Source organism: Halorubrum sp. ASP1, assembly GCF_005435135.1.
Lineage (GTDB): Archaea > Halobacteriota > Halobacteria > Halobacteriales > Haloferacaceae > Halorubrum > Halorubrum tropicale.
The window spans coordinates 362,294-384,888 of the sequence record NZ_SGUA01000002.1; the positions used below are offsets into that span (position 1 = coordinate 362,294).

General features: G+C 56.3%; 21 protein-coding genes and 4 pseudogenes. 14 read left to right on the plus strand and 11 right to left on the minus strand.

All coding sequences use genetic code 11. The features are described 5' to 3' along the window. Positions 1 to 68: 68 nt before the first annotated feature. Positions 69 to 497 carry a PIN domain-containing protein gene (locus EXE48_RS04340; RefSeq protein WP_394348037.1) on the plus strand — a complete coding sequence of 143 codons (429 nt, stop codon included), beginning with the start codon at positions 69 to 71 and terminating at the stop codon, positions 495 to 497. Positions 498 to 565: 68 nt separating this feature from the next. On the opposite strand, the gene EXE48_RS04345 is transcribed toward EXE48_RS04340, so the two are convergent. Beyond that, a complete protein-coding gene (locus tag EXE48_RS04345) occupies positions 566 to 1,006 on the minus strand; it encodes a type II toxin-antitoxin system VapC family toxin (protein WP_053772528.1) in 441 nt (146 codons plus the stop codon). Next, complete coding sequence (locus EXE48_RS04350) at positions 1,003 to 1,278, minus strand: hypothetical protein (protein WP_053772527.1); 276 nt, start codon at positions 1,276 to 1,278, stop codon at positions 1,003 to 1,005. The genes EXE48_RS04345 and EXE48_RS04350 overlap by 4 nt, the downstream gene beginning before the upstream one ends. A gap of 342 nt (positions 1,279 to 1,620) precedes the next feature. Here EXE48_RS04350 and EXE48_RS04355 point away from each other — a divergent pair, with 342 nt between their 5' ends. From EXE48_RS04355 to EXE48_RS04370, 4 genes are all read left to right on the plus strand, one after another. Beyond that, positions 1,621 to 4,005 carry a hypothetical protein gene (locus EXE48_RS04355; RefSeq protein WP_137710815.1) on the plus strand — a complete coding sequence of 795 codons (2,385 nt, stop codon included), beginning with the start codon at positions 1,621 to 1,623 and terminating at the stop codon, positions 4,003 to 4,005. After that, positions 4,002 to 5,996 (plus strand): hypothetical protein, encoded by a 1,995-nt coding sequence (locus EXE48_RS04360; protein WP_137710816.1) that lies wholly within the window; start codon positions 4,002 to 4,004, stop codon positions 5,994 to 5,996. Before EXE48_RS04355 ends, EXE48_RS04360 begins: the two co-directional genes overlap by 4 nt. A gap of 1,130 nt (positions 5,997 to 7,126) precedes the next feature. Next, entirely contained in the window at positions 7,127 to 7,498 is a 372-nt protein-coding gene (locus EXE48_RS04365) for a MarR family transcriptional regulator (protein ID WP_053772525.1), read from the plus strand. Further along, positions 7,495 to 7,848, plus strand: a complete 354-nt coding sequence (locus EXE48_RS04370) for a hypothetical protein (RefSeq protein ID WP_053772524.1) — start codon at positions 7,495 to 7,497, stop codon at positions 7,846 to 7,848. The genes EXE48_RS04365 and EXE48_RS04370 overlap by 4 nt, the downstream gene beginning before the upstream one ends. Before the next feature lie 217 nt (positions 7,849 to 8,065). Here EXE48_RS04370 and EXE48_RS04375 read toward each other — a convergent pair whose 3' ends face one another. The 9 genes and pseudogenes from EXE48_RS04375 to EXE48_RS04425 form a co-directional block, all read right to left on the minus strand. Next, a complete protein-coding gene (locus EXE48_RS04375) occupies positions 8,066 to 8,692 on the minus strand; it encodes a glycosyltransferase family 2 protein (protein ID WP_137710817.1) in 627 nt (208 codons plus the stop codon). A gap of 437 nt (positions 8,693 to 9,129) precedes the next feature. Continuing rightward, a complete protein-coding gene (locus EXE48_RS18365; RefSeq protein ID WP_158295101.1) occupies positions 9,130 to 9,387 on the minus strand; it encodes a hypothetical protein in 258 nt (85 codons plus the stop codon). A 46-nt stretch (positions 9,388 to 9,433) separates the two neighbouring features. Continuing rightward, positions 9,434 to 9,760: a DUF5615 family PIN-like protein gene (locus EXE48_RS04385; protein ID WP_137710818.1), complete on the minus strand. Its 327-nt coding sequence runs from the start codon at positions 9,758 to 9,760 to the stop codon at positions 9,434 to 9,436. Next, on the minus strand, positions 9,757 to 9,987 hold the full coding sequence (locus EXE48_RS04390; protein ID WP_014556651.1) for a DUF433 domain-containing protein: 231 nt from the start codon (positions 9,985 to 9,987) through the stop codon (positions 9,757 to 9,759). The genes EXE48_RS04385 and EXE48_RS04390 overlap by 4 nt, the downstream gene beginning before the upstream one ends. Before the next feature lie 228 nt (positions 9,988 to 10,215). Next, positions 10,216 to 10,575, minus strand: a pseudogene (locus EXE48_RS19495) (PIN domain-containing protein). After that, positions 10,572 to 10,820 carry a UPF0175 family protein gene (locus EXE48_RS04405; RefSeq protein WP_137710819.1) on the minus strand — a complete coding sequence of 83 codons (249 nt, stop codon included), beginning with the start codon at positions 10,818 to 10,820 and terminating at the stop codon, positions 10,572 to 10,574. Before EXE48_RS04405 ends, EXE48_RS19495 begins: the two are co-directional and overlap by 4 nt. A 55-nt stretch (positions 10,821 to 10,875) precedes the next feature. Next, positions 10,876 to 11,124: a sugar phosphate nucleotidyltransferase gene (locus tag EXE48_RS19335; protein ID WP_394348035.1), complete on the minus strand. Its 249-nt coding sequence runs from the start codon at positions 11,122 to 11,124 to the stop codon at positions 10,876 to 10,878. Between the two features lie 493 nt (positions 11,125 to 11,617). After that, entirely contained in the window at positions 11,618 to 12,526 is a 909-nt protein-coding gene (locus EXE48_RS04420; RefSeq protein ID WP_137710820.1) for an NAD-dependent epimerase/dehydratase family protein, read from the minus strand. A 128-nt stretch (positions 12,527 to 12,654) separates the two neighbouring features. Next, on the minus strand, positions 12,655 to 14,109 hold the full coding sequence (locus EXE48_RS04425) for a sugar transferase (protein WP_137710821.1): 1,455 nt from the start codon (positions 14,107 to 14,109) through the stop codon (positions 12,655 to 12,657). Between the two features lie 413 nt (positions 14,110 to 14,522). On the opposite strand from EXE48_RS04425, the gene EXE48_RS04430 reads away from it, so the two are divergent. The 9 genes and pseudogenes from EXE48_RS04430 to EXE48_RS04465 all read left to right on the plus strand — a co-directional run bounded on the left by EXE48_RS04430 (position 14,523) and on the right by EXE48_RS04465 (position 22,561). Then, a complete protein-coding gene (locus tag EXE48_RS04430) occupies positions 14,523 to 14,663 on the plus strand; it encodes a DUF2080 family transposase-associated protein (RefSeq protein WP_137710890.1) in 141 nt (46 codons plus the stop codon). Between the two features lie 3 nt (positions 14,664 to 14,666). Then, a pseudogene (locus tag EXE48_RS04435) lies at positions 14,667 to 15,909 on the plus strand (RNA-guided endonuclease InsQ/TnpB family protein). A 199-nt stretch (positions 15,910 to 16,108) separates the two neighbouring features. Beyond that, positions 16,109 to 17,314, plus strand: coding sequence for a COG1361 family protein (locus EXE48_RS04440; protein ID WP_137710822.1), 1,206 nt, complete (start codon positions 16,109 to 16,111; stop codon positions 17,312 to 17,314). Next, entirely contained in the window at positions 17,311 to 17,976 is a 666-nt protein-coding gene (locus EXE48_RS04445) for an ABC transporter ATP-binding protein (RefSeq protein ID WP_137710823.1), read from the plus strand. The genes EXE48_RS04440 and EXE48_RS04445 overlap by 4 nt, the downstream gene beginning before the upstream one ends. Continuing rightward, positions 17,973 to 19,118, plus strand: a complete 1,146-nt coding sequence (locus EXE48_RS04450) for an ABC transporter permease (RefSeq protein WP_137710824.1) — start codon at positions 17,973 to 17,975, stop codon at positions 19,116 to 19,118. Before EXE48_RS04445 ends, EXE48_RS04450 begins: the two co-directional genes overlap by 4 nt. Positions 19,119 to 19,209: 91 nt before the next feature. Further along, positions 19,210 to 19,297: pseudogene (locus tag EXE48_RS19340) on the plus strand (IS5/IS1182 family transposase); the annotation flags it as partial. A 227-nt stretch (positions 19,298 to 19,524) separates the two neighbouring features. Further along, positions 19,525 to 19,680 carry a helix-turn-helix domain-containing protein gene (locus tag EXE48_RS04455; RefSeq protein ID WP_137710825.1) on the plus strand — a complete coding sequence of 52 codons (156 nt, stop codon included), beginning with the start codon at positions 19,525 to 19,527 and terminating at the stop codon, positions 19,678 to 19,680. A 21-nt stretch (positions 19,681 to 19,701) separates the two neighbouring features. Beyond that, positions 19,702 to 20,820: pseudogene (locus tag EXE48_RS04460) on the plus strand (RNA-guided endonuclease InsQ/TnpB family protein); the annotation flags it as partial. A 568-nt stretch (positions 20,821 to 21,388) separates the two neighbouring features. Then, positions 21,389 to 22,561, plus strand: coding sequence for a tubulin/FtsZ family protein (locus tag EXE48_RS04465; protein WP_137710827.1), 1,173 nt, complete (start codon positions 21,389 to 21,391; stop codon positions 22,559 to 22,561). The last annotated feature ends 34 nt before the right edge of the window (positions 22,562 to 22,595 follow it).

Consider the following 22,595-nt stretch of genomic DNA (forward strand, 5'->3'; position numbering starts at 1 on the left):
GCTGTCTCTTGATTAGCGATGTGTCCGCTTAATGGTTTGTGTCACAGAGTGTCGGATTCAACCCCGGGATCAAGCCCCGGGGCATTCCCCTTGCATTCCGTAAACTCCCTAGGCGCGTGATCGGTGAACTTGGAGGACCAGAAACGGACCGCGTCCGAACGGCGCTCGACGAGGGGTGGGCAACGATTATTGATGCTCCCTCACCGACGGATGGCGACGCTGTCGCCGCGAGTGATATCGCCAAACGAACTATTGCGAACGAAACCGATCAGCCCGAACACGAGGTCGAAAAAACGGATGCGATTCTCGCCGGGTTGGCGATCCAGCACGTCAGAGACCGTTCAACGGCGGGTGTTATCGTCCTCACAGACGATAAGCCTGCCAAGAAGGGTATCGAGAACGCCGTCCGGGCGCAAGGATACACGGACACGATCGCGGTTCACAGATTAGAAGACATCATCGGTGACGATTCGGGCGACTCGATGCGGCTGATCTAGGTCAGGGGGTGTCCACTATGCGGAAATTCCTCCGCTGCTTAAGCACCCGCGACCACAACTATCCGGTTTCACTGAAACGTGAGTGTGTCCGGAACGAGTCGGGAAACGATCCCGTCGAAGTCGTCGTCGAAACTCAACACCCCGTCTATCTCGTGATATTCGACCATCGCGACGGTCATCGCGTCGGTGAAACTGAGCTCGTGGTCGGCGTACGTCTGGTGGACGGACACGGCACGATCGAAGAGCGTCGGAGATGAGTGGAGTAGTTCGATGGCCGAGGGGTATCCCGCACCGCGAATGCGCCGTCCCACCTCAAGCCCGGCGTCGATGTCCCCTGTCCGCCGCTGCGTCAGCGTGACTGTTTCGTCGTAGACGTAGTCGCTCGTCATCACGTGACCGTATTCTGCGGACGAAAGGACGGTGTTCAACGCCTCAGTACCCTCCGTGTGTCGGCTAGCGTCGGCGTCGTGATGCGCGTAGAAGACGCCGGTGTCGACGAAGACGCTCATCCGTAGAGGATGTCGTCGATGTCGTCTTCCGTCGTTTCCACACCGGAGGCAATCGTCCCTTGGTTGAACTCCTCGAGTTCCGTTTCGTTCAGGGCTGTTGTTCCGTCTCGGAACGAATCGACGAACTCCGCGCGGGAGTCGACTGCCGATTGAATGAGAGTGGAGAGAATTTCCTGCTGAGTGACCTTCTTCCCCGTTTTGAGCCGGATCTCTGCCTGGAGTTCTTCGAGCTTTGATTTCGCGTCTTCATCCATCTTGACCGCTGTTGACATACAGTTGAGTTGTGACTACAACACAGTTAATGTTTCTACCAAAATCAGCGATGCTTGTTCTGACTGAACCAGACCGCTTTCTCTGTGGGCTCAACTTCGAGTTGTCACCGATACATCCCTCAGAATCTCTACCCTTATCACTGAACCACCACCCTGTTTCTCACCCCCGATATTTTGAGAGCAACAATTAATTCACATTCTTCATTCGACACAAACACACCAATCGCACCGACTTCGCTGACTACCCAACACAGACTCACTGTGAACTACACACGACAACACCCACACTCCACATCTCGAACCGCCGCCCTGAGCAACGACGCCCTCCTGTGTCCCCGCTAAATGGCCGCCACCCCAGAATCCCCACAAACTGACGACGACCGCGCTGAAAACGACCAGGAAGACTCTTCTACCCCAGACACCCTGCCAGACGAGAAGTTCAGGCCCAGCACACGCGCTCGGTTCGAACCACCTAAAGACAAGCCCCAACGACGCTCGGCCTTTCGGATTCGACTCCCCATCATCGAAGACGAATTCGAAACCCTCCCCGATTACATCCGCGGGTGTATCACCCAAGTCATCGAAAAAGTCCGGAAGGAAACCGCCGGTGGAATCAATCAGTTCGAAGTACTCCAGTACCCTGGTCCGGTTGGCTTAGAACTCATCTTGAGCATCGAGCCAAAACGGAATGACGCCCGAAGTACCAACCAGAGCACGGTCGGCGACTTTGTCGACAGGACCCATGAGGCGGGCGCCAACAAACTCACCAAAGCGATTCAAAAATACGTTCCTGAGGAATGTACCGTTGAACGTGGGTCTCTCGATCTGTCTCCACTCGGTACCACCCCAGTCAACGTGTCTCGGCTTCATCTCCGTAAAGATCACGTGGTCAATCCCGTTGGCACGAGCGGTGTCGACGTGCTCGCGACGACGTTTAACACACTACGTGAGCACTCAGTAGCATTCGTCTATCAAACACTTCTTAAACCGAAACAAGATGGCCAGTACACTGCCGCCGTTCGACTTGCGACGTATCCACCTCAGTTCGTCTTTACCGGTCGAGAGGACTTCGTTAAGATCGCTGAACGCGGCCACCCATTTGATCTGGCGACGACGTTCGGCGCGTACAACCTCACCTCCAACTTCCGGGGACTCACTGACCGGTACTGGGAAACCGAGTACACCGAGAAAATCAACGGTGAATCGTTCGGCAGCGCAAGTTACACTGACGAAATGGTAACATCGCGCAAATCAAGATCGCAGGCACGGCGTGAAGCGGACCAAGTGAAAGAGATCGTGCTTGGCAAAGCCGATTACTGGCATATGCTGTCTGCGAACGCAACGTGGGACACACTGCTCAAAAAAGAACTCAACCGCTATGCTCGATTCGATATTACGGGACCGTTCGTAGCACAACTCACTGGCCTGGTTCGATTACGCTGGAAGACCAACCCGTGGGGGGTCGTTCCAGGGCGTGAACCGCCCAAATTCTACACAGAAGAGATACTCAACACGTACGGCTCAACGGCGCCAAACTATGGCGACAATGATGAGCTCATGCACGTCCCCGACGAGACGCTCGCAAACACCGGCAGCATTGAACACCACGGACACGTCCAGTCGATTATTGACATCTTCACCGAAGGCGGCGATGAGATTTACGAAATCACCCAGAACAGCAAGTCGCTGCCGGATATCGAACTCCACACAGAGACCGGTGAGGTTAGTACGATCCCGCTGACTGTCGACGCCTCATACGTCTCTGTTGAGGCCGAACTCCACAACAAAACAAAAGCGACGACCACACTCGTCAACGCTGACCGCGCCTACGCCATGGGCCGGCACGTTATCTTCGTGTATGATTCATTCAAAAGCGCACGACTAGGATATACCCATCTCAGTCAGCCGTACAACGACAACCTCTCCGACCGAGATGATGGCGGTGTTCGGCTGTACAACCGCACAAAGCCAGTGCGGTGTCCCGACGACCGCATTCCGGTGATGAAAGGCAGTACCACAACCACCTGGGAGCTGTTTGGTCGCGACCGGATTGTCGCTCGCGTCAACGATGAGCGTATCGCAGGCGGCACACCCGGCGGCGATGTCGGTGAGTTCTCGTGGGACACCCATTTCTATCAGGAGGTCGACGGCGTCCACCGCGTTGAGGATGCAGACGGAGCGGTCATTGAGACGTACAACGAACAAGAGACGTTCACCGCAGAATGGACAAAGATTCCACTCCCACACATTCCCATCTGTGGGAACTACCTTCATTTCGCAACGGTTGCGTACCGTACCGGAGAAGGTGGCATTGACGTCTACTCTGATCCCCCGGACTGGGATACGCCTGACAGCGCCGGCAAAATGAAGCGACACCGTGGCTGTCTCGACACGTTCACAGATCAACTCATCTGTGAACGCGATGACGCGCGCATCTCGTCGGGAGCACTCCAAACGTGGGCGCAACACTACTACACCGCCGCCTCAGCCCACGACACGCCACCGGGATCGATCATCGTCCAAGCACTCCCTGAGGAAATCAAAGGCGCAAAGAAAGGCGGCACCAACAACCGCAATCCGCATTACCCAGGATACGACTGGGTCATCCCCCCGGAGATCGACACGCCGCATCGCCCGGGCGTTGAAGAAGGACTTACCGACCTCACCGAAACGCTCACAGAGACGTCGGTGGCCGACGTCGAGATTGACACCGACGAGGCGGAATGAAACACATTACAACGGGGAGCCATCCCGCTTCGCCGTGGACTGCTGTTGAGTTCGTCACCACCAGCAAGTCACCAACTGACTACCATGACACGCCCGTCTCACGACTCCTCGCGCGGGTGATCTATCGGGCGCTTTTCGACGAGGGGTTCACCGCGGTCACGTTGCTCGCGGTGTCTGGACACCACCGTGAGCGGTACCTGCTTCGGTCGCGATCGACCACACACTCCAGAAAGCGTACCGAGAAACTTGCCAGTATTGCCAACGACCAACTCCCACTTGAGGTCGGCATCACGATGGTCGAAGTTGATCCAGCACCGCTCGGTGTCACCCCTGTGCCCGTCCACCGACTGCTCACAACACGCGATCACCCAGTCACGCGCGCGCAGATATCGACGCCGACCCCATTCGAACAACTCCTCAAGATCGCGACCAGTATGCGCCCACATGCGATCCAACTCATCGTCAGTCGGTTCAAGGGTGAGTCCGTTGAAGTGAGCCTCCGCGTCGCAGATTTCTCACCTACGGTGGCTACCCACACGGCTGTCGGTGATGCCCACTATCACCAGCATGCGCCCGATATAGCTGCTCCCTTTGAGGCGTTCAATCTCACGACAAACCGTGCGTTCATCTTCGATCACGGCTGGCAACAGCACACAGAAACCCGCCTGTCTGGGCCACCCGTTCCGATGGTGACACGCGAACACGGCGCGGTTGTGAAGGTCCCAACACTTGCGTCTGCTCGCGACCTCTCACGGACCCCAACAGAGTATACCGCGTTGTTCTCTGATGACCCACCTGCGGCCCCACTCACACCGACGTACGCCCAACATAGGGTGCTTCCATGGGTTCGCCTCGATGTCGAACTCTTGCCAGCGTTCTGTGGACTGCGAGCCCACACGTACCATGTCTCGCCGTGGAAGCACTTTGGTCGCGCACCACCACGAATCACCCCGCAGTACACATTGCGAGAGCCAAAGCCACCGGCAGCCTCGCCGCCGCCATCGGATCCCATTCCGGCTGCTGGGGAACTCGAGATTGAATCGTCGTTCGGTCAAACCGCCCTCAAGTGGGCCCGCGAACAGGGCGCAAACGTCACCGACGACTACGCTAGTCCGTTCGAGGAGTTCACGGCGGCGTACCCAAACCAGACACACCACTGTGTCATCCTGACGGACCCGGCGTTCATCCGTGGCGACTTGGTTGCGGTCGCCACAGACATCCATCAGTCATCCACAATTGATCGGCTCACCGTGTTCACAGACACAACTGACGTTGCGTCTCGGGCACGGAACTGTCTCCAACGCCCGTTCATCCGAACCGACGACGGGAAGACGCGACTGTACACCAAATCGATGCGACTACCGAAGACGCTTGACGCGCCAGTCCATCGACTCCCAGCAACGAGCGAGTGGATACTCACGCCCACAGGCGACTTGGAATACCATCAGGGCGGGACAGTCAGTGCCCGCGCAAGCCCCGACGAGACCTTCGAGACGATCACGGCCGGGTTCCCGCAGGTCTCTCATCGTGATGGGCTCTTCACTGTCACAAACCTCGCCGATGACGGCCAGCGCACCTACAAAACGAATGAAGCGTGTTTCGAAGAGTTCGAGTTTGTCTACCCGCCAGCTGTGCCATCGTGGCTTGTAGACGGGCTTGCGTTCGCTACGGTTCTTTTACAAGATGGCGACACCGTCTCTGAATACCAGCCCAACGCTCAGTGGGATACACCTCAGCTCACGACTCGCGATCGGGTGGCCGCGACCGAATTTTTTGCGACGTACACCGTTGCAGATCCCGATCGCTCGCTCACCTACGCTGATGTCGAAACTGCGTTTATCTCATGGCTTCGTCACCAAACCGAGGAGCCAATCGACGGTAATTTTTCTGTGAGTCTGAAGTCTGCGTTCCCTGGAACACTCCCAAGCAAGCACAGTGACGACCTCCAAAAACGGACGTGGCGGTACCCATCTGAACCCGCACAAGGATAGTGTGATTTCCTGTGCTGAGAGTGGCCCGTCTTTGCGACGGGGAGTGTACCTTCTACGTGGCGGGTGGTGGACCATCCATGCGACGGGGAGTGTGACTTCTACGTAGCGGGAATGTGGCCTCCACGTGGCGATGGTGTGGCCTCCACGTGGCGGGTAGTGTCTCTTCCACGTGGCGATGGTGTGACCTCTGCGTGGTGAGTGGTGGAACATCCATGTGACGGGTAGTGTGGCCTCTACACAGCGGGGGTATGACCTCCACGTGGCGGGTAGCGTCTCCTCCACGTGGCGGATGGTGTGACTTCCACGTGGTGAGTGGTGGAACATCCATGCGACGGGTAGTGTACCCTCCACGTGGCGGGTGGTGTAACCCCTCCATGATAGATAGTGTCTCCTCCACAACCCAGAGGCGTTGCCGCCGATATGTCTGATTAGTTGTATATATTTAGTCGTCTCCGATCGGCGCTCAACGAGTCGATTGGTGTGTTTGTTGTCTCAGACGTCGCCGCTCTCGAGCGAATTTTGTGAATGAGCGGGATAGATGAGTGGGCCAGATCGTGAATGAGGGGTATCAGGGGGCTAATGAGGGGGCTAATCACAAGACGTCGCGGCCATGATGGGGCCACGAGTCCGACTGATAATAGTAATAATAACCCTCCCACTGACGGGAGTTGAGAAACCAGCGGAACCATCTTCGGGACGGAGCCATGGTGGGTGGATCCACTTTCTGCTGTGAACAGGCTATCCTCACCTGCTCGCAAAATATGTCAGAATTCCATTTTTTCTGTAACAGACAGCGTCCGTGAACCGCTACCGAGTCTTCTACTGACCTCTGATTATTAGTTTTGAGCTAACCCGGTGTCTGATTACTTCTCCACCGGCCTGACTGAACACCAGTATCCACTCCAATCCACCGCCAAAATTGACTTGGAGACGTTGGTGTATCTCTGTTGAGCAGACCGGCACACACAGGCGAAACACTTCGGTGATATATGGTTCAACTGTATACCCGCATCTTAACGCGTGGGATGAAGTCAATTCTACTCGCTGACAGTGTTGTATCATTGTCTTCGAAGGCTTCAATGCTTTCAGTCTTAACACTCTTCACAGTGGGTGGCGTATCTTAGTCTAAGATGTCCATCGACCGAGACACCTTCGAGAACACGAGCGAGGATGAACTCGAAGACCTTTCTGTCCCGGATCAGGTTCTCGGGTTTCTCGCTGCCCACGACGATCGTGCGTTCAAAGCGCAGGAAATCGCCTCCCAGATCGGCATTGACGAAGGCGCTGTCAGCACTGCGCTCTCGCGGCTGAAGGATCGGGATTTGGTCGACCACAAGGCAACGTACTGGGCCGTAACTGACGACAACGATCGACTAGGCGGGTATAGCGGCTACGAACGGGCGACCGCTCTGTTCAATGAGCAACTCGGTGACGAAGACAAGAAGTCGTGGCGCGAACACGCCCCCGACAAGCCACATCCGAGTGTGGAAAGCGAGCAGTGACCGACGAGAACGCAACCCCGATTTTTGAGCGGGGCGACGTAGTCTACGGTGATGACCCGTTCAAAGACGAAGATGATGCCCGACCGTGGCTCATTCTTGCCAATCACGAAACCCGTCCGTTCCACGGCGAGCAGTATATCGCGCTGACGTTGACGACGAAATCCTGGATGGACGGGCTGATCGAAATTCCCGAGGAGAGTTGGCTGCGTGGTGGGACACCCGACGAGAGTCGAATCGTTCCGTGGGGCGTCCAATCGATCGACATCAAGGATATCGACTTCTGGCAGGGCCGGGTGGAGAGCGACCGTGTCGACGAAGCGGTTGCCGCCCTCGTCGGAGAGCTACAGTAGCCGACCGATCGGGAACCGGGCGGGAGCCAACTACCAACGACGGAGTCTGTTCACAGAGGGGATCACTCCGTCCACGCCGCGATCGAACCAGCGCCTGGCGAGGAGAAACCGTATGCGAGTCCCCAGTGGATGAGGTGGTTGAGAGAGACACAGTGACCATCGGAAGTCTCGAATCTGATCCTCGGTAATGGGATTTTCCTAGAGCTCAAACTCCTGATCAGGCGCTTTGTGAAACGAGCAGGTACCGAAGCACGTGAAAGAACTGGGCCCCATGCTTCCAGGCAATCCCGCGCGGCTTCTGGACGGAACGCGTTTCAACTGGGACCTCACCGATTCGTGCGCCGCGTGCTGCGGCTTCCAACACGAAGGTGCCACACGTACATGCGGTGTCGAGTGCAAGTTCCACGGCCAGCGATCGGCGAAGCGCCCTGAGGCCAGTGCCCGAATCGTGGACGTCAAGCCGAAGTTGGGTCAACTTGTTCAACAGTCGTTCTGACGGTCGGGGGATTGTTGAGCGCGCGCCCAACACGAGATCCAATTTGTCGGCGGCGATCGGCTGGATGAGTTTCTTGATGTCAGCCGGTCGGTGTTCTCCATCGGCATCGAAGGTGACGATGATGTCGGTGCTGGCTTCGCGAAACCCTCGCTTCAACGCGGCAATGTACCCCTTATTGTGTGGCTGTTCGACGACAGTTGCGCCTACAGATTGAGCCTCCGAGACAGTGGCATCCGTTGAGCCATCATCAACCACCAACACTGAGTGCTCATCAGGGAGTTCTGCAACCGTCGTGCCAATCCGGCCTGCCTCGTTGTACGCTGGGACGACAACCGTGGTCGCTGACATAGGTGCTACTCAACGCTCGGTGTACCCAGCACTTTGTCTGTCCGGTGAGTTGCGAACCATGGGAACGGTAGCAGTGAGCAGTCGTGACGCTCAGTAGAACTCTCAGTGGCTAGTATGCTGATCTGTCCACCGGGGTTGTGGGGAGACGCGCCTCCGTGCTGGGAGGTGTCGATACGGTACTCACACCTGTCGTGAGTTGGTTCTTATTATTACTATTATCAGTCGTATCTGAACCCGGTAACGGTCCTACGTCATGCGATTTTTAGCAATATCCCAATCATCTAAGTTCTATATACGTTACAACCCACTAATTGACCCCCTAATCGGATATTCTGTGTAAAAACCCCTCAAAACGACTCAATTCGTGGGTTCTTGGGCGATCTGCTGGCTGGCCTGTGAACTACTGTGCTGGCGCCGTGGGGTATGACAAAAAACCATCAAAAACGTGCCGATTCTCCGTAAGCGACATTCAGGACCTTCCCCTTCTGATCGCACGCGCAGCCCTCTAGGAAGGAGTTCGGCTGGTCGGTGACGAACGAGCGATCGCCGCCTACCGCGAACGGATAGATGCCGAATACGGGCGAACTGCCGCCGATCGGAAACGGGACCGGCGCGAGTTCATCGATCGGCTCGCGAAAGGAGACGTCTAGCTGGTGGACGAGGCGGTCGTCGCGACGAAGCCGGAGCAGGCACACGAGTACACGACCGATCCCACACCGATCCGGTCCTTCGAGATGAACGTCACAGATACTGGACCGGTGGAGCGTCTTCCGAACGGTTCTGTAGGTGCTCGTCGACGACTTTTACGACGTCACCGATCCGCCGTCCGGCCTGTCGGACGTATATCATTCCGCTGTGTTCCATCTCTTCCCCTTCCACGAGTGAGAGAAAATCGTCGTCGAAGGTCAGCAGAATCCAGTCGCGTTCGACTGCGTACCGGAGCTGTTCTCGGTCGGACTCTCCCAGCGTTCCTTCGTCTCTCGCGGTGTGAATGCTCCACCCGCGACGACTGAGACCATCGGCGACGGGGATCCAGATACTCTCGTCACAGTACAGCGGCCGCGTCATGCGGAGGCGGGCTCCGAAGACGAGGTTCGAAAGTCGTCGATGTGGTCGTAGTAGTACGCGAGTGCTCGATGGACGTCGCCGAGGCTGAGATCGGGGTACAGTTGTGTGATCTCGTCAGGGCTGTACCCGCTGTGTTCGTACGCTGAAGCGATGTCCTCGACGCGAATTCCCGTTCCCTCGATCGTCGGTGCGCCGTCACTGTGTTCGCGATCCCGAACGACTCCCATACCACGAAATGGCCGAGCAGCGACTTGAAACACGTGGTCCGGCCGATCGTGGCGTATCTCATGCCGGCCTTCCGTCGAGAGAGATCCGTGGGAACGACCGTTCTCACTCCCCACGCACCAACTCCGCCGCCCGCTCCACGTCCGCGGGCGTGTTGACGTTCACACGTCCACCGACACGAACCGTCGCCACGTCGTACCCCGCACGCACCAACAACCTCACGGCCTCGCTCAGCTGGTACTCTCCCTCGGCCGACGTACGTCGTGACGCGTAGCGGTCGCCCGGCCTTCACGCTCGTCGATGAGTACTCGGTCCGCGTCGATGTCGACGGCGTACGCGATGGCCGCGGCCTCTCCGCGATCGCGTTCCCGTTCGAACTCGATTCGGAGATCGGTTGGCTCCGGTGGCACGACTCGAATCCCACCCTGATCGCGGAACGCTTCGATGCGGTCGCGGCCGTCAAAGCCGGCTGTGAGCTCGTTTCAGACAACCGTCGGAACGACCACCTCACCGAACTGGGCGTCGGTCAGGTGAAGGCGTTCGATGAGTGCCAGATTCAACAGCGGTGAGGTGTTCGAGACGACCGTCATTCTCGCGCGTACTCGATGTCAAGCGCGAGATCCTCCTCGGTGTAGTGTCGCTCCACCCCGCGTTCTCCGAGGAGCCGATGGAACTCCGCCTTCGAAAGACCGGCTAGCTCTCGTGCCTTTCCGAAGGACAAATACTCCTCTCGGTACAGCGACACCGCGAGTTCCTGCCGGACGATCGGTTCGCGATCCTCTGGTGGTGCCGCGATCGCGTCCAACACATCCGACGGGAGATCGATGCTGCTCATGTCGTTGGATCCGGCGTCGTGCTACTTAGTAACGCTGTTCGTCCACTCGCTTCGGTCACGACGTTTGTTCCCTTGACGCCGTCCCGAAGGCGTGCGCGAGCAGCGGTCGCCCCGCCACGTCGACGAGCCTCTTCGGTCGGTCCGCCGTCAGCTCGCCGAGTCGACTGCCTCGCCCGGCAGCGGAGATGACCGCGTCCATGCCGGAACTGGGACACACGGACCACCTCAAGCCGTTGTTCCGATCTACTGAGATGTCGACCGATCGGCGATCTGGTTTCAGTACGTCTTGCGTGAGCTTGACCATGGTAGCAGCATCACCCGCTTCACGTCCGCCTTCTTCGATGCCTCCAAGAGGTTGACCGTGACATCGACGTTGATATCGGTCACCTTGCGGGATTGTCCACGCTCTCGCGTACGCCAGCCTGCGCAACTTGATGGACGACGACATTGATGTCTCCCACGAGCTCCGAGCGGTTTCTAGAACCCGCACGTCCCCCTCAGCGAACTGGTAGTCGACGGCTCAACCCTCGGCCACTCCCGGTGGACATCAAGCGCGTGGCGCTTGATCATCTAAACGCAGAAGGGTTCAATATTGTCGAGGACCGCCACGTCATGGCCGCCTTTGAGGAACAACTCGGCGATGTGGCCGCCGATGAATCTAGCCTTGCCTGTCACCAGGCTTCGGATACGCGCTGTTCAGCCGTCCACCACAAAACTCGCGCAGTTCCGCTGGAAGTAAACCTTACTGCTGGGTCAACCTCGCTGGCCGCCTTGTCTCTCTTCTGGGCAGCGATTCCTCAACAGAGGGATTCAATCTCAGACCCAAGCGATCGGCTGGGCTCGAACCCCAACTCAGCACGAGCTTTCTGTATTGATGGGCGACTTCGCTCGATATCTCCGTCACGAGCTGCGACGTGGGTGATACGCGAATCTGACTCAACTGTGTCAACGGTCAGCTGTGCGAGAGCTTTGATGCTAATACTCTTCCCGGTACCGATATTGTACGCCTCTCCGGGTGTTCCGTTCACCGCGGCAAGGCAGTTTGCGGCAACGACGTCGTCGACGTGGACAAAGTCACGCGTCTGTTCGCCGTCTCCGTGAACGGTGATATCTTCTCCACGACGCGCTTGCCCGAGGAAGATATCGATAACACCACTGTACTGCCCACCGCGCTGGCGCGGTCCGTACACATTGAAATACCGAAGCATAATCGTCTTTACGTCGTACAGCTCGTTGTAGAGCCGACAATACTCCTCAGCGGTGAGCTTTTCTAATCCATACGGAGACGCTGGTGCCTTCGGATCCGTTTCTCGAATTGGTACCGAGTCTGGAGTTCCGTACACTGCCGCACTTGACGCGTAAATGAATCGGGCATCTTCCTTCCGAGCGCATTCAAGCAGCTGGAGCGTCGCATCCACGTTTACTTCGTGGCTGTCCACCGGCTCCTCGACGGATTGTTCAACGCTCACGTTTGCTGCTTCGTGAAAAATGAGGTCTGCTCCCGCGGCTGCCTCTTCCGCTGCCTCTGAATCTCGGATGTCGGCTTCAATGAGAGTCGCTTGGTCAGCAACCCACTCGCGACGGCCGCTCGAAAGATTATCGAGAACGGTGACGTCGTTGTCAGTAACCAGCGTCTCGACGAGGTGACTTCCGATAAAGCCGGCACCACCGGTCACGAGTATCGACTGACCCGTCGGTGTGTTCATAAGAGGTCTCTATAGCTCAACCGTAAGTGCTGTCGGTTTTTGATTTCTCTGCCAGTGCTTGGTCGTTGCAAGCCACCACGATTTCCGAGGCTCCAGTAGAACATGACACAGGGCGGTAATCCAGTAGTCTACTTCGAGCTCTCTGTAACGAGACGCATAGTATCAGCGAGTACTTTCCAAATTTGCCGAATTACGATCTTCATATCGAAGCTGAATGACTGTCGTTTGATATACTGTAGATCGTATCGGATCTTCCGGCCCGGTTCCTTCCCCGTCACGTCGTTGATTTGTGCGAGGCCGGTGAGCCCGGGCTTTACGAACCACCGTTTCGGCCAGTCATCGACGCCGTGTTGAATGTCGGCATCGATCTCAGGGCGCTCCGGCCGCGGCCCAACAACACTCATTTTCCCCGATAACACTGCCCATAGCTGTGGAATCTCGTCGAGATGTGTTTGGCGGAGCACCCGCCCAACACGTGTCACTCGAGGGTCAACACCTCCTTCGTCCTCATCACTGATCTTCACGCCGGTCGCCGACTCAGCGTTTTCGACCATTGAGCGGAACTTGTACACGTCAAACGTTTCACCGAATACGGCTGTCCGCTCCTGCTCATAAAGTATTGATCCGCCATCATCCAGTTTGATCGCGAGGGCGATAGCGACAATCACCGGAGAAAGCACAAGCAGTCCGATCCCCGCAAACCCAACATCGAAAGCTCGCTTGACGAGATGATCTTGGATATCCCACGGCTCGATGTCAATATCAACGAGCACGCCCGGGTCGTCCTCTGCGAGCAGCACAGCGTCGGCAGCATTGCGGTGGGCCTTTGCGGCGACTCCGTGCTCATAGCAGGCGTCAAGCGTGCCAAAGAACTCAGCCCGGTCTGTCTCCCCAAACGCGAGGATCACGGTGTCAATGTCGTGGTTGACCAACACATCCTCAAGCCGAGAGAGGCCACCCAACTGATCAAGGCCAGTCTCTATCCGGTAGCCACCATCTGCGGCGGACATCATATCGGCGTCTGTTGCTCCGTGGTTCTCCCCCAAGCGACCTTGTGGCCGTGTTGGAAACAGATATCCAAGCAGCGCGAGATCTGTTTCACGCCCAGCCTCAGCGACACGCGAAATCTCGATAGGATCATCCCCAACAACAATTGCCCGCTCGCTGCGGGCCTCTGGGCGGCGCAGCCAGATGAACCACGCCGGCAGGATGACGAGTAGCATCGGCGTGATCAACACTAATGTTAGCCGCGGCACCTTGTACGTGTAATCGAAGTAGCCGATCGTCGCTAAGGCGAACACGGCCACAAAAACACGCTTGTGCGCGAGCGCGATAATGTCGAGAATCCGCCGCGGGCGCGGCTTGTACAGGGGAATGAATGCGCCCGCCACCACCACCACGGTCAGTACAACCTCAATGACAAACTCTGCGCCCGCCGGCGGGTCAACGGGTAGCCGTCCAACGACAGGGACCATTGACACGGCCGCTTGGACGGTGCCGTTGTTGACGAGCATCACCGCCACCGTGACTAGCACGGCGACGCCCCCCACGCTCGCAATCCGATACTGCCAGCCGGTATCCATCGCTACAACGTGTCAGTCACATCCTAATAAGCGTCGCGTCTCACGGGCGGGTGCTGTTCACAGACGTTCGAGTTGGAAGCCCACGGTGCAGCCGTGACAGAAAGCTGCCGGCCGAAGAGAATCGGCTGACTCGTCATGACTTCCGGTGTGGTACGGCGTGAGCCAGAAGCGAACGCGGACGACAATGCGGCGCGGCACTTCGGCGTGTGGCACGTCGTTGAGGCCCCCAGTCGTCTCGGCGGACGGACAACAGTTAGCAGAATACAGGCGGTAAGCCCCCTTCCTCAAGGAGCGACCAGCGGGAGCGAGTAGGGAGGAGATACACCGCCGTCATCATGTCTCAAACATGTTCGTACTCGCTGCCCAACCACCCACCGATAGAGTCAAATTGAAATAATATTTAAACACAGATGATGGATAGACACAAAGTAGAAGGCCACGAAGTCATTGAGGGAGAGGTGAAGCCGACCGGCAACGGCGCACACGTTCTCGTTCCGAAGCGATGGCGTGGTGCAGACGTGAAAATCGTCCGAACCTCAGCCCCCGACGAATAGTCAATGCGCTACACCTACAGATTCCGGCTTGATCCCACGCCTGAACAACGTGAGCTGTTGGATCATCACCGAGATACCTGTAGGCAACTCTACAATCACGCACTCAACGAATTTGAGAAAATCCCCGAATCGGCGGGAACACTCACCCAACGAATACGCCAAGTACGCGATCAGCTCACCGATCTTAAAGTCTGGTGGGATGAACTAAATGACCTCTATTCAACGGTCGCACAAGCCGCTGTCATGCGTATCGAAGACAGCATCAAAGCCCTCTCCCAGTTGAAACAGAACGGCTACAACGTCGGAAGCCTCAACTGGAAGGCTCCCAAGGACTTCCGCAGTTTCACCTACATACAGTCTGGCTTCGAGTTCGATAGTAATAAGGGTCAGACCGTATTGTCGCTGTCGAAACTTGCGGATGTTCCACTCATCAAACACCGCACAATCCCCGACACCGAGACGACCAAACAAGTCACGATTAAGAAGGAGCCAACTGGGGACTGGTTCGCTTCATTCGTTGTCGACGGGAAAGAGACACCTGAGAAACCAACCGACCCAGATCGGTGCGTTGGTATCGACGTGGGGATTCTCAAGTATGCCCACGACACCGATGGGTACGCCATCGAAAGTCCCGACTTCAGCGACGAGCGCGAACGATTGGAACGCGCCCAACGCGACCTTTCGCGGAAGGAACACGGCTCTACGAATTGGGAGACGCAACGACAAATCGTGGCGGAACGCCACGCTGATCTCAAGCGAAAGCGCCGCGACTTTCTCCACAAGCTGTCGAACTACTACGCCACAGAGTACGAATTGGTGGCTGTTGAGGACTTGGATATAAAAGGGCTGGTCGAACTCCCCAGAAACTCACGAAATCGAGGCGGGAGCGGCGTGGGGAACGTTCCTGCGGATGCTCGAATACAAGTGTGAACGTGAAGGAACGCACTTCGTCGCCGTGAACCCGCGCGGGACGACAAAGGAGTGCGCTTCCTGTGGTGTGAAGACTGAGAAACCGCTGTGGATGCGCGAACACTCCTGCCCGGCGTGTGGATTTGAAGCGGATAGAGATGCGAACGCGGCGTGGAACATCCTTTCTCGTGGTCTTGAAAAAGTAGGAGTGGGATACTCCGAATCAACGCCTGTGGAGACTGCGCTCCCTGTGGATACGCCTGTATCTGCAAAGCGCGTCGTGGAAACAGGAAGCCCTACCCTCAAGGAGCGAACGGCGTCAGCCGTGAGCGAGTAGGGTGGGGTAGTTCACCTTGGCCTCAAGTCTGGAACGGTGACACCGAGTGGTGAACCGCCTACCCGAACAGTTCGAGGCCGAGCCATGGACACGCCTCACTCTCTACGACCGACCCGCTTCAGATGAGCACAGTAGGGTGGGTAGTCGGCCTGCGAAACACAGCAGTACTTCTTAGTACCAGAAATGTCAATTGCCGCTGATGCGTAGGTCCCTCCTCCCTCGACTGGCAGTAGCCCTCCTCGTTTTGAGCAGCACAGGTGTGGTCGCCGTGACCGCCGATGACCCGGCGATCCAACTATCGTCGGTAACAGTCACACCCGACGATCCAACTACCGGCGAACAGGTCACCATCGACGCCACCATCTCAAACCTTGAAAATAGTGATACTATTGTCGATGTAACAAGCCTCTATGTCCGCTCAATAGGAACTACAGAAGAGTTTGCCCGCATCGAGGATGTCGGATCGATTTCTCCTGGTGGATCACTGTCTGTCCCAATTTCAGCGACGTTTGAGACTGCCGGGCAGAAGCAACTTGATGTTAACCTCGTTGTACAAGATACCAACGGCGACTATCATTCGTACACTTACCCAGTTTACGTTGAAGTGTCTGAATCGGTGGTCAGAGCTGACCTATCGGCAACAGCCACCGAAAACGAGTCTGAGACAGTTGAAGTCGCACTAACGAACTTTGGCAACACCAACCTCACCGATGTCGAAATCACTGCCGCAGCTGGTGGTGATGTCTTCGACCGTAACTTTGCCCGTGACGTGTCCCCCGAGTCAAGCCAAGTAACCAGCTTCGATACAAGCGATGTTGTGTCAGACACGGTTGAGTTCACCGCGACATACGATGCTGCTGGTGCCAGTCACTCTACGTCGCTTGTCACCGACGTTAACGAGGAGACACAAGTTCCCGGGGAAATCCGACTCACCGCAGTTGAGGTCTCACGCACCGGCTCTGGGGTCATGATCGAAGGTGATGCCGCGAACCTTGGTGGGACCGATGCTAATTCTGTGCTCGTTCAGGTTAACGAGACTGCTGATGTCCACCCTGTTTCGCCGTCAGGTGAGTACTTTGTTGGTGGTGTTGAGGCCAGCGAGTTCGCCACGTTTGAACTCACCGCACAGACCGAGTCCAATGCCTCAGTGGTCCCCGTTACACTCACGTATATCGTTGACAACGAGCGTGTGACGACGACACAGCAAGTTGACCTGACGGATACCGCCATGGCTGTAGGTCCTAACGCGGCGCCTAGCGACAGCGCCGCCACCAGCAGCGGTGCGGCCACTTCTCACTCTGGAGCCGGTGAGCAAGGCGGGCTCTCACTCCCGCTACTTGCTGGCGGTGTTGTACTCATCACGATCCTCCTCGCCGGCGTAGCCTACAGGTGGCGCAGCCAATGAGCGTCATTGCCCTTGACGATGCGATAAAACGATATCACACCGGCGGCGAGGTCGTTGAGGCGCTGGCGAGTGTCAACTTCCGTGCTGACCGCGGCGAGATGGTTACCATCATCGGTCCCTCTGGATCGGGCAAGAGTACGTTGCTGAATATGATTGGATTACTCGACACGCCAACGATGGGCCGTGTCCGGCTCAACGGTCGTGATGTCACCGAGTTTTCCATTGATGAACTGACGGAAGAACGGCGATCAGACATCGGATTCGTCTTTCAGGATTATCACCTGCTTCCAATGCTCACCGCGGTCGAAAACGTCGAACTGCCAACGATGTGGGACACTGAGGTTGATAGGCGTGACCGGGCTGTTGAGTTGCTCACTCGCGTTGGACTCGGTGACCGACTGACACACAAGCCAACTGAATTATCAGGAGGTCAGCGCCAACGTGTTGCTATTGCGCGTGCGCTAATCAACGAACCAGATATTCTCCTCGCGGATGAGCCGACTGGGAACCTCGATCAAGACACTGGCGCAACCATCTTGGATGAACTAACGAGACTCAAAGAAAGCGAGAATATCGCCATTGTCGCAGTGACTCACGATGAGCAGCTAGTGGAATACGCTGATCGGGTTGTTGAGTTGGTTGACGGGAGTATCAACACATGAGCAAGCGACATCCCCTGCGCCGGTTTCCCAGTGCCTTGATGGCGTGGCGGAACCTTGGCCGCAATCGTATCCGGACTGCCCTCGCGACACTCGGCATCCTGATTGGGGTTGTTTCGATCGCATCATTGGGAATGGCGACGGCCGCAATTCAACAACAAGCTACGGCGAATCTTGAGGGCTTATCGAATGAAGTGACCATCTCTCCCGGACCGGATAACCCCACTGATGGGATCTCTGCCGACCAAGTTGATGATATTGAGCGACTCGCAGGCGATGCAACGGTTGTACCTGAACGAAGTAACGTCACAACGCTCTCGGCCCGAAACGGCGCTGAGACACGTATTAGCGTCACCGCACTGACGAAAGCGGATGCGCTGTACAATGTCTCGCAGGGACGTATCTCGAACCGTCTCCAGTCAGGTGCGTTGCTCTCTCAAGCAGAGGCTAGTCGGCTCGGGATCGAAGTTGGTGATCCGATCACCTATGATGGACAACTCTACCGCGTTCAGGGAATCCTCTCGTCATCTCAGGGACTCGGCGGCCAAGCACGAGTGCTTGTGTTGCCACTCTCCGCGATGGATGAACAGACCTACTACGATTCAGTAACTGTTTTGACAACTCCTGACCAGTCGGTAGAGCCGCTTACAGCTGATATTCGGTCGTCATTCAATACTGCTGACGAAGAAGTTGTTCACGTCCGGAACTTCGCCTCGGTACAGCAGAACGTTGGATCGTTTTTGCGGACGCTTCGACTCGGGCTTCTGGGGATTGGATCAATCTCACTGGTGGTTGCGAGCGTTGCGATTCTCAATGTAATGTTAATGAGTACTGTTGAACGGCGAGGCGAAATTGGTGTTCTTAGAGCTGTCGGCATCACCCGGGGTGAAATTCTCCGCATGATACTCACTGAAGCGGTGTTTCTCGGGACAATCGGCGGCGTGTTAGGCGTCATTGTTTCCGTCGGTGTCGGTGTAATCCTGTTTGAATTCCTTGTTGGGAGCCCCCTGAATGCCTTTCGCTGGCAAAGCGCTCAGTACCTCTTGTACGGCATGGTGTTCGCGGTTACCGCAAGTGCGATTAGTGGGGTGTATCCAGCATGGAAAGCCGCAAATGAACGCCCAGTCGAGGCACTTCGGGATTGACTTTATATTTTGAATCCTTCTGTTGAATTGCCATACGGCAGCGAGATCGGTTACTCACCCAAAGGAGTTGAAGCGGGAGCCCTCAGTGCTCATGGCGCACATCTCCCGCTTCACCGAGGAAGTTGTGCCGGTTGTTCAAAGAGTTACTGGCGATGGCGGCGAATCTGCCGCCTCGAATGACGGCAGCGAGTTTGGTGAACTAACACTAGAGACGACTCGCTGTAGTTGCGCGGTGTATTTCAGTTAGTTCTGAACGCGATTCCGGGGCTGGTAGCCCAGATCGCGTCGAACCACACTTTTAAACGGTAACGAGCAGAACTCTACGGGTCACCGCACCCGTGGATGAATGCGACAATCGCCCGAGTTAAACCGAATCATTAAGTCCCGCACCCCAACGTGTTAGTTAGTGGAGCAGACGTTCAAGTATCGAGTGTACCCGACAGAAAGCGTGGCGAGCGAAGCTCGCAGACACATCAACATCTGCCGGGAAGTGTACAACCACGCACTCAGAATATACGACTCTGCTCCAAACGGCGACAAGCCAACGTACACCCAACTCTAGAACAAACTCCCTGCGTGGAAACGACAGTGGACAACGTGGAGTAACGTGAACTCCAAGTGCTTGCAGATGGCCGTCCGACGCATCTTTTCTAGCCTGAGTGTTCTCAAGTCACTCAAGTCCAAGGGATACAACGTTGGGAAACTCAAGTGGAAATCACCACGAGAGTACCGCAGTATCGTGTTCAACCAATCTGGCTTTGACGTGGATAGTAACACGGGCCGAACCGAACACGCCACTTTGGAACTCTCGAAAATTGGCCCGATGGATGTGGACTACCATCGCCCACTTCCCGAAGACGGCAATATCAAAGAAGTTCGTCTCAAGGAAGAGAAATCAGGAAAGTGGTATGCGTCGGTCGTTGTTGACCACGACCCAGAACACCCCGAGAAACCCGCTGTCGAAGACATCCGCCTTGAAGATACCGCAGGTATCGACCTTGGCATCCTCAAGTTTGTCCACGATTCTGACGGCAACGCTGTGACGCCGTTGGATGAGTCAGAAGACCGTGAGCGAATCGAAAAACGTCACCGAGCGTTATCTCGCAAGCAACACGGCTCGAACAACTGGGAGAAAGCGCGAGTCAAACTCGCTGAAGCCTACGAACGGTTGGCGAACAAACGCAAGGACTTCATCGAGAAACTCGCTCACTCGTACACGACACAGTACGACGCCGTGTTTTTGGAGAAACTCAACGTTCGCGAGATGCTTGAACAGGATTCGAATGGGCGGAACATCGCGTCTATGTCGTGGAGTGAGGCCATCAAGACGTTCGAGCGTCACGGGAATAAGAACGGTTGTCACGTCGTTACGGTTCCACCAGAAGGAACACCAAAGCGGTGCGCTCGGTGTGACGTTGAGTCTGACAAAGCACTCTGGGTTTGTGAACACTCGTGTCCGGGTTGTGGGTTCGAGGCTGACCGGGACGAGAACGCCTCGTACAACGTTCAGAAACTTGGGATGGACAAGTTGGGTGTGGATTACGAGGTGGATGCGGTAGTAGGTCTGGGAGAGGCCGAATCAACGCCTGCGGAGACTGCGCTCCCTTCGGGTGCGGACGTGAACGACGAATTGTCGTTCCGTCTCGTGCCTGCAAAGCGCGTCGTAGAAACAGGAAGCCACGAGTCACCCGACCCGTGGTAATTCACTCGGCGGAGGCGGATGGATGGGGGAGGGGAGATGGCATGAGAACGGGGATGCACAAAGGGACAACCTCGCTCTCACTAGGGATCTGTCGTCCCCAATCGTATAGTAAACATTGGCTCGTTAATATCTTTTGATTTTTTGCATTGCGGAACCTCCGTTGTACAGAGAAGCACGACGTCGCCAGAGAACGCGGAGCCGGGGATGTCAGCCGGCTCGCGCTGGGTTGCTCTTCATGCGTCGGTGGTTGAGCATGCCGACGTGTTGGCTGGAGATCAGCGTGTCTGAGAACCGGTCCGTGACGTGGACTGCGCGGACCCGCTCCATCAGGGACTTTTGGTCCCAATTCAAGTGTTGTGGGTTGACTGATGAATAGTTTTTGATTTGGTGGCCCGTGCTACGGTTGTCGCAATAGCTGTTCCCAATAGATTGTGTCTGACGCAAATTAATACGTCCTGACCCACACCATCCGGTACTTGATGATTCGTTTCACAACGCCTCACGCGGAAGATGTTGAGACACGACCGTACTGGCAACACAACCAACCCCGCCGAGTGGAGGGCCGCTAATGAAGCTTGCAACGATCGGGGTCGGTAACGCCGGCAGTAAGCTTATCGACCAGATGATTGAGTTTGAATTCGAGACAGGTCGCAATCTGTGCCGACACGCGCTTGTTATCAACACGGCTCGGACAGACCTCGCCAAGCCGCAGCACCTTGATGAAGAGCGCCGCGTGTTGATCGGCGATACCCATCAGAAAGCTCGGGGACATGGTGTCGGTGGTGATGCTGAAATCGGTGCCGAGGTTGCGAAAACTGATATTGATGAGATCAGACGTGTCTTCGACGATGTCGAAATTCACGAGGTTGACGCCGTCTTAGTCGCTGCTGGACTTGGCGGCGGAACCGGCAGTGGTGCTGCTCCGGTTGTCATCGACGAGTTACAGAAGATGTACGATGAACCGGTGTACGGGCTCGGGGTATTGCCGGGTACATACGAAGGCGGCCGGCCAGCACTTAACGCTGCTCGCTCGCTCCAGTCATTCGTCAACAAAGTCGACAACTTCATCGCGTTCGACAATGATGCGTGGCGTTCCCGCGGACAGACGATTGAACAGGGGTACGAGGAGATGAACGAAGAGCTCGCAACACGCATCGTCACTCTCCTTGCTGCCGGTGAGGTTGATGAATCAGAGGTTGGTGAAAACGCCATGGACTCGAGTGATATTATGCGAACGCTCGATACTGGCGGTGTCTCCTCAATTGGCTATGCGTCGACTGATGTTACGCCCGCAAAAGAAGGACTGTTAGCAAACTTCAAGCAGCCTGAAGAATCGCAGAGCGACTCGACTGATGCCGCAAAAATCAAGGGGTTAGTTCGTCGCGCAACGAACTCCCGGCTTACTGTCCCGTGTGATGTCTCGAGTGCTGATCGCGCACTCATTGTCTTTGCCGGGCCGCCAGATGTTATTTCACGGAAAGGCGTCGAATCCGCTCGCGAGTGGCTTGAACAAGAGGCCGACACCGTTGATGTGCTTGCTGGCGACGATCCTCGACCTGACTCATCGACGCTTGCGGCCGTGGTGTTGCTCTCCAACGTGACTGAAACGCCGCGCATCAATGAGATTCAAAACCAAGCGGTTGACGCCCAGGATAAGATACAACAACAGGATGCAGTCCGCGAAGAGGAGATTCAGTCGTTGATTACGGATGACGATAATGATCTGGACCCAATTGTTTAGCCGGATGTACAGGGAACTGGCCACCTTACGTCAT